This is a genomic window from Streptomyces sp. NP-1717, from assembly GCF_022695985.1.
Lineage (GTDB): Bacteria > Actinomycetota > Actinomycetes > Streptomycetales > Streptomycetaceae > Streptomyces.
This window is the reverse complement of sequence record NZ_JAAPBF010000234.1, coordinates 1-11,307: the sequence shown is the minus strand read 5'-3', so window position 1 is coordinate 11,307 and position 11,307 is coordinate 1. Positions and strand designations below refer to the sequence as shown.

Annotated in this window: 11 protein-coding genes and 1 pseudogene; 6 read left to right on the top strand and 6 right to left on the bottom strand. The window is 71.8% G+C overall.

Annotated elements, in window-relative coordinates:
• The 3 genes and pseudogenes from GXP76_RS30260 to GXP76_RS30250 all read right to left on the bottom strand — a co-directional run.
• Nucleotides 1–136 (bottom strand): annotated as a pseudogene (locus tag GXP76_RS30260) (glycosyltransferase family 1 protein); the annotation flags it as partial.
• Between the two features lie 264 nt (nucleotides 137–400).
• On the bottom strand, nucleotides 401–1,819 hold the full coding sequence (locus GXP76_RS30255; RefSeq protein ID WP_242574809.1) for a HEAT repeat domain-containing protein: 1,419 nt from the start codon (nucleotides 1,817–1,819) through the stop codon (nucleotides 401–403).
• 205 nt (nucleotides 1,820–2,024) lie between these two features.
• Nucleotides 2,025–2,477: an ankyrin repeat domain-containing protein gene (locus tag GXP76_RS30250; protein ID WP_242574808.1), complete on the bottom strand. Its 453-nt coding sequence runs from the start codon at nucleotides 2,475–2,477 to the stop codon at nucleotides 2,025–2,027.
• A 253-nt stretch (nucleotides 2,478–2,730) separates the two neighbouring features.
• Between GXP76_RS30250 and GXP76_RS30245 the strand changes: the two genes are divergently transcribed.
• The gene (locus GXP76_RS30245) at nucleotides 2,731–2,925 is read left to right on the top strand and encodes a hypothetical protein (protein WP_055611072.1); all 195 of its coding nucleotides are present in this window, start codon (nucleotides 2,731–2,733) and stop codon (nucleotides 2,923–2,925) included.
• A gap of 46 nt (nucleotides 2,926–2,971) precedes the next feature.
• Entirely contained in the window at nucleotides 2,972–4,627 is a 1,656-nt protein-coding gene (locus GXP76_RS30240) for an ATP-binding protein (protein WP_242574807.1), read from the top strand.
• Between the two features lie 31 nt (nucleotides 4,628–4,658).
• On the opposite strand, the gene GXP76_RS30235 is transcribed toward GXP76_RS30240, so the two are convergent.
• A complete protein-coding gene (locus GXP76_RS30235; protein ID WP_242574806.1) occupies nucleotides 4,659–6,167 on the bottom strand; it encodes a PLP-dependent aminotransferase family protein in 1,509 nt (502 codons plus the stop codon).
• 104 nt (nucleotides 6,168–6,271) lie between these two features.
• Between GXP76_RS30235 and GXP76_RS30230 the strand changes: the two genes are divergently transcribed.
• From GXP76_RS30230 to GXP76_RS30215, 4 genes are all read left to right on the top strand, one after another.
• Complete coding sequence (locus GXP76_RS30230; RefSeq protein WP_242574805.1) at nucleotides 6,272–6,940, top strand: YitT family protein; 669 nt, start codon at nucleotides 6,272–6,274, stop codon at nucleotides 6,938–6,940.
• Nucleotides 6,937–7,701, top strand: coding sequence for a glycerophosphodiester phosphodiesterase (locus GXP76_RS30225; RefSeq protein ID WP_242574804.1), 765 nt, complete (start codon nucleotides 6,937–6,939; stop codon nucleotides 7,699–7,701). Before GXP76_RS30230 ends, GXP76_RS30225 begins: the two co-directional genes overlap by 4 nt.
• 28 nt (nucleotides 7,702–7,729) lie before the next feature.
• On the top strand, nucleotides 7,730–9,103 hold the full coding sequence (locus tag GXP76_RS30220; RefSeq protein ID WP_277993988.1) for an MFS transporter: 1,374 nt from the start codon (nucleotides 7,730–7,732) through the stop codon (nucleotides 9,101–9,103).
• A 254-nt stretch (nucleotides 9,104–9,357) separates the two neighbouring features.
• Nucleotides 9,358–9,732: an RNA polymerase-binding protein RbpA gene (locus GXP76_RS30215; RefSeq protein WP_003959706.1), complete on the top strand. Its 375-nt coding sequence runs from the start codon at nucleotides 9,358–9,360 to the stop codon at nucleotides 9,730–9,732.
• 108 nt (nucleotides 9,733–9,840) lie between these two features.
• Here the strand turns inward: GXP76_RS30215 and fxsA are convergent, their stop codons facing one another.
• Complete coding sequence (gene fxsA / locus GXP76_RS30210; protein ID WP_242574802.1) at nucleotides 9,841–10,449, bottom strand: FxsA family membrane protein; 609 nt, start codon at nucleotides 10,447–10,449, stop codon at nucleotides 9,841–9,843.
• A 53-nt stretch (nucleotides 10,450–10,502) separates the two neighbouring features.
• Nucleotides 10,503–11,270, bottom strand: a complete 768-nt coding sequence (locus GXP76_RS30205) for a polyprenol monophosphomannose synthase (protein ID WP_242574801.1) — start codon at nucleotides 11,268–11,270, stop codon at nucleotides 10,503–10,505.
• Nucleotides 11,271–11,307: the final 37 nt, after the last annotated feature.

Here is an 11,307-nt window from a genome sequence, read left to right as displayed (position 1 = left end):
CCGCGGACGACGAGGCCGGTGCGATGACGAGCGGGTCATGGCCGCGGGCGACGAGGTGCCGGGCGGTCTGGAGGGCGCAGTGCGCCACGCCGTTCACATCGGGCGGGAAGGATTCGGTGACGATGACGACACGCATACCGGTGTTGTCGCCGTACCGAGGGTGGTCCTGCCAACGTGGATCTTTCCGCGTGGGAAACGTCCCGTGAGCATTGGTGTTTCCGTCGCCGGAGCGGAACTTCGGCCGCTGGGAAACCGTTCGCGCCCCTGATCAATACCGGAGTGCGCCGGGCGGTTCATCTGCTGGAGTCCGTACGGCCATGCCTGCCTGGTAGAACCCGCGGGTCCGTGCCGCCCGCCCACAGGAGACCCCCGCCCGGTGTGCCCCGGGCGGGGGGCGTTGTCAGACGGCGGGCGCGTCCGGGCCGATCCGGCTCCGTACGGCGGTCTGCACCTCGGCCTCCTCGGCCGGATCCGCGGCGAGCCGCCGCAATCGGTCGGCCACCCGTACGTCGCCGGTCTCGGCGTGGAGCGCGGCGACCTCTCTGGTGGTCTCCTCGCAGTCCCAGAGGCATTCGACGGCGAATCCCGTGGGGTACGAGGGGTCGGTGGCCGCCAGCGCCCTGGCCGTACGGCCGCGCAGTTGTGAGGAGGCGGTCTCCCGGTAGACGTGCCGCAGCACGGGGGCGGCGCAGCCGATGCCGAGCCGCCCGGTGCCGTCGACGAGGGTCCACAGGCGGGGCGCGTCGGGTCCGTCGGACCGTACGGCCTCGCGCAGTGCGCCCAGCACCAGCTGGGAGTCCTGGGCGCCGCCACGCGAGGCGAGGACACCGGCCGCGGAGGCGCCGAGGGCGTCGGGGCGGTGCACCCAGCCGCGGGCCCGGTCGACCGCGGCGTCGCCGCACATCCGCTCGAAGGCGGTGACGGCGGCCTCGGCCAGGCTCTGTGACGGGTCGGTCGCCGCGGTCTCGATGAGGTCGAGCACGGCGGGATCGCGGGCCTCGGCGAGATAGTGCAGGGCGGCCGAGCGTGCGCCGTCGGGGGCGCTGCGCCCGGCTTCGACGATCGCGGCGCGGTCGTCGGGTCCGGCGACCGCGGTCAGACACCGGGCGGCGGGCACGTGCAGGGTGGTGCCCCGTTCGAGGCCGTCCTGCGCCCATTCGAAGACGGCCTGGACGCTCCAGCCGGGGCGTGGACCGGTCGGCCGCATCTGCTGCTGCCATCGGTCGAAGGAGCCCTGTTCCCGTGCCGCCCTGACGCGGGCGGCGACCGCCTCGCGCGGGTCGTCGGCCCACAGCCGCCAGGGCCGGGGCTCGAAGGCGCCCCGGAGCGCGGCCGCCAGCTCCGCGTCGCCCTCGGCGGTCGCGGGGAATCTGGCGAGGACCGTCGGGGCGAGCGACCGCAGGCCCGCGTCGTCGTCGCGCAGCGCCAGTTCGTCGAGCGCCCAGGTCCAGTTGGATCCCGAGGCGGCGTACCGGCGCAGGAGCGCGAGGGCGTCGTCCCTTCCGTAGGAGGCGAGGTGCCCGAGTACGGCGAGGGAGAGCCCGGTACGCGACTCCTCGGTGTCGAAGTGGTCCTCGACACGGAAGAGATGGTGTTCCAGCGGTTCGAGATCGCCGTGGAGGTCCAGGTAGAGACGTGCGTAGTAGAGGGAGCGGTTCTCGACCTGCCAGTCGTGGCGGGGGTCGTTCATGACGCAGTGGTTGAGGGCGGTGAGCGCCTCGGCGCGGGGTGCGGCCAGCGCGTGCAGCGTGCCGTCGCCGCGCCCCCTCTGCAGCAGGCCGAGCAGCGTGCCGCTCGGCGCTATGACTGGATCGAACATGGGGAGAGCCTCACATCAAGCTGTCGACGCGACCGGAGTGTGGGGATGCCTAGGCTGCCTAGGCCGCGCGGCAACATCGCTCGACCGTCGTCTCCTGCTTGGTGTAGACCATCTTCCTCTGCCTCTCGTCGGTGGCCCCTTCCGGGCCCGACGTCATGATGACCCACCCATTTCGCCACCGCGACCACATTTACGACGCCTCCTTTCACCGCGCTGCGAACAGCTCCAGCAGGTCCGTCTTCCCGAACATCCGCGCCGTATCCACGGCGGAGGGTGTTCCGGCCGCCGGGTCGGCCCCGCCGGTGAGCAGCGCGCGGATCACGGCGTCCTCGCCCTTGAAGACCGCGCCGGCCAGTGGCGTCTGCCCGCGGTCGTTGGGGCGGTCGGGCTCCGCGCCACGTGCGAGCAGTGCCGTGACGGCGGGTGCGTGGCCGTGATAGGCGGCGAGCATGACCAGTGAGTCGCCGCGGTCGTTGGTGAGGTTCGCGGGGACACCGGCGTCGACGTAGGCGGCGAGCGTCTCGGTCTCGCCGCGGCGCGCGAGGTCGAAGACCTTCGTGGCGAGTTCGACGACGTCGCTGTCGGGTGTGCCACCGCCGGGAGCCCCGCCCCTCGGGGCCGCGCCGGCCGAAGCCGCGTCGTCCGGGGTCTCGCTCATCGGTGAACCGCCTCTCCGTCGGCTGACCTGGGGCGTACGGCCGTGGAGCCGTACGGGTGATTCGACAGATTACTGCCCCGTAGGCCGCTCCGTGGCGACAGAGGCCGCATCAAGCGGTACGCGAGCTTCCGGCGTCCGCCGGTCCAGTGAAATTCATCGAATTTCACTCACTTGCACCTTTTATCACTTAGATACTTACTGTGAGCATGGAAGAACTCATGGTGACTGTCCCCCTCACCCAGGAGAACCCCTCATGATCCTGTCCATCTCAGGCGTCGTGCTGCTCGGAATCATCGTCTTCCTCTTCTTCAGGAAGGACGGGCTCAAGGCGTCCCACGCCCTCGTCTGCGCACTCTTCGGCTTCTACCTCGCGGGCACAGCCATCGCCCCGAGCATCACGGCCGGAGGCGCCAGCCTCGCCGGCCTGCTGGGCGGGATCAAGTTCTGACCGCCCTCCGTCCCTCTCACACCTTCCGCACCTTCAGGAGACAGACGTGGCCCGGCGACCACTCCCCCGCATTCTGAGCAGCGGCAGCGCTCACATCGCTCGCAGCCGAGTGATGGCCCGCTCGGCCGCCGACAGCGCCACCGACGTCCTCCACCCGCTGATCACGATCACGCGTGGTCTGCGGATGCTGGCCGGCTCGGGACGGCGGAAGTGGGCCGCCACGCCCAAGGAGCGGCGTGGTCCCGCGCTGTTCCTGGTGGCGGCCTGTGCCCTGGTCGTCGCGCTCCTCCCCTACGGACCGCTCCTCACCCTCATCACGGTGATGGCGGTGGCCGGCTGGAAGGGGCGCGACCGTACGCCGGCCCGCAACGGGCCCAGCGACGCGGAGCTCCAGCGCCTGCGCTCTCTTTACGAGGCGCTGGTGCCGTACTTCTCCGTGCCGGAGGACCCGAGTCCCCTCTTCGCCCACGGCGGCGAGTGGGACAAGGCCTTCGACGAGTACGAGTTCGACGCCGACGGGCGTCTCACCCGGCTGCGGGTGTCGTACCCGGCCTACTTCACCGACGGCGAGGACTCCTCCCGCGTCCGGATCGAGCATCTGCTGCACGCGAAGTCCGGGCGTGGCCGGGAGTACCACTTCGACTGGGACGAGGAGGGCAACGAGCTCGTCATGAGCGTGCTGCCGCCGCTTCCCACCGATATCGCCGCCCAGCGCTTCGTCACCGCTCCGGGCGAGACCGTGCTCGGCTTCACCGACGCGGCCGCCGTCCGGCGCACCGTGCCGGTCACGAAGGGCGACACGACCCGTGACGCCCCTCCGGTGCTCTGGCGTACGGGCGCCCGCTCGACCGAGCCCCATCTGCTCGTCGTGGGGCGGCCGGGGAGCGGCACGACGAGTCTGCTGCGCTCGATCGCCCTCCAGGCGCTCGCGCACGGTGACGTCGTGATCGTGGAGGGCAACGGGACCGGCGAGTACGCGAGCCTCAGCGGGCGTACGGGCGTCCTCGCCGTGGAGTGCGGGCTCTCCGGGGCGCTGTCCGGTCTCGAATGGGCCGCCAACGAGACGGAACGGCGGCTGATCGCCGCCAACCGTGCCCGGCAGTCGGGCCACGCCGTGCCCGAGGACGCCAAACGCCCCCTGTGGCTCGTGCTGGACCGGCCGAGCGCCTTCGCCCGTCCGGCGGCGGCCGACGGCCGGCCCGATCCGCAGGAGCTTCTCCAGGTGCCGTTGCGGCACGGCCGGGCCGCGAACGTGACGGTGGTCGTGGCGGAACAGTTCGACACACTGGACACGCTCACCCGGACCGTACGGACGCACACCCGCGCCCGTGTCGTGCTGGGCGCCGCGACCCGCGACGAGCTGACTTCGGTCCTCGGGGCCCCGCCGCACACCACGCCCACGCCCGAGACCCCCACCGGCCGGGGTTACGCGCGGCTCGGCACCGGACCGGTGCTCCGGCTCCAGGTCCCGGCCACACCCGATCCGTACGACGACGCCACCAGCGAGGCGCACCGGCGGGCGGTGCTGGACCTGCTCCCGGACCGGCACACGGCGCCCGGCACGGTGACGGAGAACACCGGCACCGCCACCCGGGCGGCCGGGCCGGACGCGGAGCCCGGCCCGGCCGACCGGGCCCGGGTCAAGCCGCGACCGCGGCAGAGCCAGGCGCCGATGCCCACCGCCGTACCGGCCGAGGGCTGACCGCCGGGGCCGTACAGCCACGGCGGGGCGGTCAGGCGACGAACGTCCGCGGCGCGTCCGCGCCGGCGCGCGCGCCGCTCTCCACGAGGCGGGCGGCCGCCGCCAGCCGGACGGCCGCCTCGTCGGCGACGGGGCCACCGACGGTGAACGGCAGCCGCACATACCCCTCGAAGGCGCCGTCGACCCCGAAGCGCGGCCCGCCCGGCACCCGTACGCCGACCCGTTCGCCCACCTCCGCGATGCGCGAGCCCGACAGTCCGCCGGTGCGCACCCACAGCGTCAGGCCGCCACGCGGCACGTCGAACTCCCAGCCCGGCAGCTCCCGGCGGACGGCCGCCACCAGCGCGTCCCGGTTCTCAGCGGCCTGGGCGCGCCGGATGCCGACCGCCTGCTCCCAGCCGCCGGTGCCCATCAGCCAGTTGATCGCGAGCTGTTCGAGCACGGGGGTGCCGAGGTCGGCGTAGGCGCGGGCGGCGACCAGTGAGCGGATGACCTCGGGCGCGGCCCGTACCCAGCCGATGCGCATACCCGCCCAGAACGCCTTGCTGGCGGACCCGACCGTGAGGACCGCGCTGCCCGCGGGGTCGAAGGCGCAGACGGGCGGCGGGAGTTCGGCACCCGGCCGGTCCCCGTCCAGATACAGCTCGGACATCGTCTCGTCGACGACGAGCACCGTCCCCGCCGAACGCGCCGCCTCGACCAGTTGTCTGCGCTGGTCCTCACCGGCCAGGGCGCCCGTCGGGTTGTGGAAGTCGGCGACGACGTAGGCGAGCCGGGGCGCGGCGTCCCTCAGTACCTGGCGCCAGCGCGGCAGGTCCCAGCCGGCCAGTCCCTCGGCCATGGCGACGGGGACGAGCCGGGCCCCCGCCTCGCGCATCAGCTGGAGGATGTTCGCGTAGCTCGGCGACTCGACGGCGACGCGCTCGCCGCGCCCGGCGAAGAGATGACAGATCGCGTCGATCGCACCCATCGCGCCGGTGGTGACCATGATCTGCTCGGGCATGGTCGGGATACCGCGGGCCGTGTACCGGTCGGCGAGCGTCTGGCGCAGCGCGGGCAGCCCGGCCGGGTAGTCGCCGTGGGTGTGCGCGTACGGCGGCAGCTCCTCCAGGGCGCCCCGTACGGCGGTGGTGAGCCAGGGCTCGGGGGCCGGCAGGGCCGCGCAGCCGAGGTCGATCATCGACCCGAGGGCGTCCGGCGGCAGCGGTTCGAGACCACGGGCGGGCAGCGGGTTCCCGGCGGGTACGGCGGTCCAGCTGCCGGCGCCTCTGCGTGATTCGAGGAATCCCTCGGCGCGCAGGGCCTCGTACGCGGCGGCCACCGTCGTACGGCTGACGGAGAGCGCGAGGGCCAGTTCACGTTCGGCGGGGAGCCGGGCGGCGACGGGTACGCGGCCTTCGAGGACGAGCAGCCTGACCCCGTCGGCGAGGGCGCGGTAGGCGGGCGGTTTGCGGGTGCCGGGGCCGGCGGGTCGCGGCTGCTGGGCCTGGAGCTGGCGCGCGAGCTGGGCCGCCCCGACCGCCGAAGTCCACTGAGCCATTGAAATCAGTCCACCTTCCCCGAATTGGCCATGGTTGGCCGCAGTCCCCCCGCCACAGAGTGACACGTACCAGTCCACTCGATCCACTCCAGGAGGACAGCGCCTTGTCCCTCACGCCCGCTCTCCGTGGGAAGCGGCTCCCCCGCCGGCTCCTCCAGCTCTACGCCGGTCTGACGCTGTACGGCGTGAGCTCGGCCCTGCTGGTCAGGGGCGGGCTGGGACTGGAGCCGTGGGGTGTGCTGCACCAGGGCCTGTCCGAACTGACCGGCCTGACCATGGGTGTGGTCTCGATCGCCGTCGGCGCGGTCGTGCTGCTGCTGTGGATCCCGATCCGGCAGCGTCCCGGACTGGGCACCGTCTCCAACGTCTTCGTGGTCGGCGTCGCGATGGACGGCACCCTCGCCGTCGTCCCGGACGGCCGCGTGCTCGCCGCCCAGATCCCGCTGCTGGTCGGCGGAATCGTCCTCAACGGCGTGGCCACCGGGCTCTACATCGCCGCCCGGTTCGGCCCCGGCCCCCGCGACGGCCTGATGACGGGGCTGCACCGGCTCACCGGCCGGTCGGTCCGGCTGGTCCGTACCGGGATAGAGGTGGCGGTCGTCGCCACCGGTTACGTCCTCGGCGGTTCCGTCGGGATCGGCACGGTCGCCTACGCGCTGGCGATCGGGCCGCTCGCCCAGCTGTTCCTGCGGGTCTTCGTCGTCCCGGCGACGGACGACGGCGGCGCGGTCCTTGCCGGGGGTTCTCCGGAGCAGGCCATACTTCGGCCGTGACTCCCGTACGCCATCCCTATCTGGACCATCCGTCGCCGATCCCGTTCGCCCACCGGGGCGGGGCGGCCGACGGGATCGAGAACACGGCGGCCGCCTTCCGGCGCGCCGCCGGACTCGGTTTCCGCTACTTCGAGACCGATGTGCACACCACGGCCGACGGCCGGCTCGTCGCGTTCCACGACGAGACCCTCGACCGGGTCACCGACCTGCGCGGCCGGATCTCCGAGCTGCCGTGGAGCGAGATCAGCCGGGCGAGGGTCGGCGGCGGTGAACCGCTCGCCCTCTTCGAGGACCTCCTGGAGGAGTTCCCCGACGCCCGCTGGAACATCGACGTGAAGGCGGAGCCCGCCCTGCGCCCGCTGATCGGGCTGATCCGGCGGACGGACAGCTGGGACCGGGTGTGCGTGGGCTCGTTCTCGGAGGCGCGGGTCGCGCGGGCCCAGCGTCTGGCGGGTCCGCGGCTCGCCACGTCGTACGGCGTGCGCGGGGTCCTCGGCCTGCGGCTGCGCTCGTACGGGGTGCCCGCGCCCGTCCGCGGGGGCGCCGTCTGCGCGCAGGTCCCGCGGGACCAGAGCGGCGTGCGGGTGGTCGACGAGCGCTTCGTACGGACGGCGCACGCCCGTGGTCTCCAGGTGCACGTGTGGACCGTCAACGAGGCGGATCGGATGCGGGCCCTCCTGGACCTTGGTGTGGATGGCATCATGACCGATCATCTGGAGACGCTGCGCGCGGTGTTGACCGAGCGCGGGGTCTGGCACTGACCGGTACGGATGTCCCCTCCGGGGACGAATGAGGGGGCGCGGGGTGACCGCCGACACCGCGGGCCTGACCGACGACGAGACGGGCCGCATACGCGAGCAGCGCGGCTGGTACTTCTACGACTTCGCGTGTTCCGTCTACTCGACGAGCGTCGTCACCGTCTTCCTCGGCCCGTATCTGACGTCCGTGGCGAAGGCCGCGGCCGACGCGGACGGTTTCGTCCATCCGCTTGGCATCCCGGTGCGGGCCGGTTCGGTCTTCGCGTACTCCGTGTCCGTCTCGATCGTGCTGGCCGTGCTGCTGATGCCGCTGGCCGGCGCGATGGCGGACCGGACGGGGCGCAAGAAGCCGCTGCTGGCCGTCGCGGCGTACGTCGGGGCGGGGGCCACGGCGGGCATGTTCTTCCTGGACGGCGACCGCTACGCGCTGGGCGTGGTCCTGCTGATCGTGGCGAACGCCTCGCTGTCGGTGTCCATGGCGCTCTACAACGCCTATCTGCCCCAGATAGCCACGCCCGAGGAGCGCGACGCCGTGTCCTCACGGGGCTGGGCGTTCGGCTACACCTCGGGCGCCTTCGTCCTCGTACTGAACCTGATTCTCTACACCGGCCACGAGTCGTTCGGTGTCTCGGAGTCGACGGCCGTACGGATCTGTCTGGCCTCCGCCGGTGTCTGGTGGGGCGCGTTCACGCTGGTGCCGCTGAGCCGGCTGCGCGACCGGCGGGTGGCGGGGGACGCCGGCAAACCGGGCGAGGGGTCGGTCGGTACGGGCTGGCGGCAGCTGATGGCCACACTGCGCGACATGCGCCGCCATCCCCTGACGCTCTCCTTCCTGCTCGCCTATCTGATCTACAACGACGGCGTGCAGACGGTGATCTCCCAGGCGTCGATCTACGGCTCGGAGGAGCTGGGTCTCGACCAGACGACGCTGATCACGGCCGTGCTGCTGGTGCAGGTCCTGGCGGTGGTGGGCGCGCTGGGCATGGGACGGCTGGCGCGGACCCACGGGGCCAAACGGACGATTCTCGCCTCGCTCGCCGTCTGGACGCTGATCCTGGGCGCCGGGTATTTCCTGCCCGCCGGGGCGCCGGTCTGGTTCTTCGCCCTCGCCGCCGCGATCGGCATGGTGCTCGGCGGGAGCCAGGCGCTGTCGCGTTCGCTGTTCTCGCATCTGGTACCGCGCGGCAAGGAGGCCGAGTACTTCGCCGCGTACGAGATGAGCGACCGGGGGCTGAGCTGGCTGGGGCCCCTGGTGTTCGGGCTCGCCTATCAGGTCACCGGCAGCTACCGGGACGCGATCCTCTCCCTGGTGATCTTCTTCGTGATCGGTTTCGCGCTGCTGGCCCGGGTGCCGGTCCGCCGGGCCGTGGCCGAGGCGGGAAACCCCGTGCCGGAGCGGATTTAGACGTTGAAGTGAAAGCGCGGTAGTGTACGCCGTTGGCCTGCCAGCCGGACCGTTACTGCGTGTCACAGAAGCGAAAACACGGGATGACATCCAGCGCTAGATGTGACAAACCGGGCACTGGCGGGTAAGTAAGGGGCGGCACGACGGGCGACGCATGACCCGCAACGGGAATCTTTACCGCCGACCGGACGTTGACCGGATGACGACGACAGCGACACCTGTCCTGTGGGCGACAAGCCCGGGAGGCACGATTCATGAGTGAGCGAGCTCTCCGCGGCACGCGACTTGTGGTTACCAGCTACGAGACGGACCGCGGCATCGATCTGGCCCCGCGCCAGGCGGTGGAGTACGCATGCCAGAACGGCCATCGATTTGAGATGCCGTTTTCGGTAGAGGCGGAAATTCCGCCGGAGTGGGAGTGCAAGGCGTGTGGCGCCCAGGCACTCCTGGTTGACGGGGATGGTCCCGAGGAGAAGAAGGGCAAGCCTGCGCGTACGCACTGGGACATGCTCATGGAGCGACGCACACGCGAGGAGTTGGAGGAGGTGCTGGCCGAACGGCTGGCCGTCCTGCGCTCCGGCGCCATGAACATCGCGGTGCACCCGCGGGACAGCCGAAAGTCGGCCTGACCCTCTCGGTACCGCCACAACAGCACATGCGAGAAGCCGTGGGCCGCGACACACACAGTGTCGCGGCCCACGGCTTTCGCGCTCGCCACCCCTCGGTGGCCGGCGCCCTCAGTGCGTCAGGGGCGGGCGGGGCCCGTCGCGGTCCGAGTCGCCCGGCGGGCGCGGCTCGTCGTGCCGGATGACCTCGCCCTGCACGACCTTGCCGTCCGGGCGGGACATCCTGGCCTGCTGAGCCTGCTGGTACGCGTCCCCGAGGCCCCCGGGTCCGGCGGCGCGCATACGGCGCTCCAGCGAGCGCTCGGCCTTCCGGCTCAGCATCGTCCGCACCGGCGGCACGAGCAGGACCAGACCGACGGCGTCGGAGATCAGCCCCGGCAGCATGATCAGCAGGCCGCCCAGCATCAGGAAACCGTTGCCGGAACTGGTGTTCGCGCTCTCGTCGGTCCCGGCGGCGTCGGGGTTCTGCTGCTGCCGCTGCGCCTGCTGAAGAGTCTCGGTGAGATTCCGGAACGCCCTGCGGCCGGCCCGCTTCACCACCACCGAGCCCAGGATGCCCGCGCCGATCAGCAGCAACAGCACGGTCAGCCCGTTCGTCGCCTCGGCCACGACGGTCAGGAGCCAGATTTCGAGCACCAGCCAGAGAGCGATGCCCAGAGGAACAATTCTGCGCGCTCGGGAGCGTTTCGGGGCCGCGGGAGGCGGTGCGCCGGTCGTCATGTGTCCAGTGTGCCTGGCGGCGGCTCGCGTTGTCGTACGGGGGACGGCCGGATTCAGAGAGGCTTCCGGCCGAGCATGCGGTTGGCCCGGGTACCGACGCCCCAGGCGGTGACCCGCCACAGCGCCTCCACGAGAATGTCCCGGCTCATCTTGGAGTCGCCGAGCTCCCGGTCGACGAAGGTGATCGGCACCTCCACGACATGACAGCCGGCCTCGACGGCACGGCGCGCGAGGTCGACCTGGAAGCAGTAGCCCTGCGAGGCGACCTCCTCCAGCCCGAGCCGGTCGAGCGTCTCCGTACGGAAGGCGCGGAAGCCGCCGGTGATGTCGCGCAGCGGCAGGCCGAGCAGCGCCCGTGAGTACGTGCTGCCGCCGCGGGAGATCATCTCGCGCGTCCGCGGCCAGTTCACCACGCGGCCGCCGGGCACCCAGCGCGAGCCGAGCACGAGGTCGGCGCCCTTGAGGGCGGTCAGCAGACGGGGCAGTTCCTCGGGCTGGTGGGAGCCGTCGGCGTCCATCTCGACCAGTACGCCGTAGCCGTGCTCCATGCCCCAGTGGAAGCCCGCCAGATAGGCCGCGCCCAGTCCTTCCTTGCCCTTGCGGTGCAGGACATGGACCTGGCTGTCGTCGGCGGCGAGTTCGTCGGCGAGCTTTCCGGTGCCGTCGGGGCTGTTGTCGTCGGCCACGAGGATGTCGGCCTCCGGGACCGCCGCGCGCACGCGGCTGACGGTCCGTTTGATGTTCTCCGCCTCGTTGAAGGTCGGGATGATCACCAAGGCTGCGCCGAGCGGGCCGTACTGCCTCTGACCACCGTCGTTCACAACTGCCCCTTAATCGCCGTACGCAGAAGTACCACCT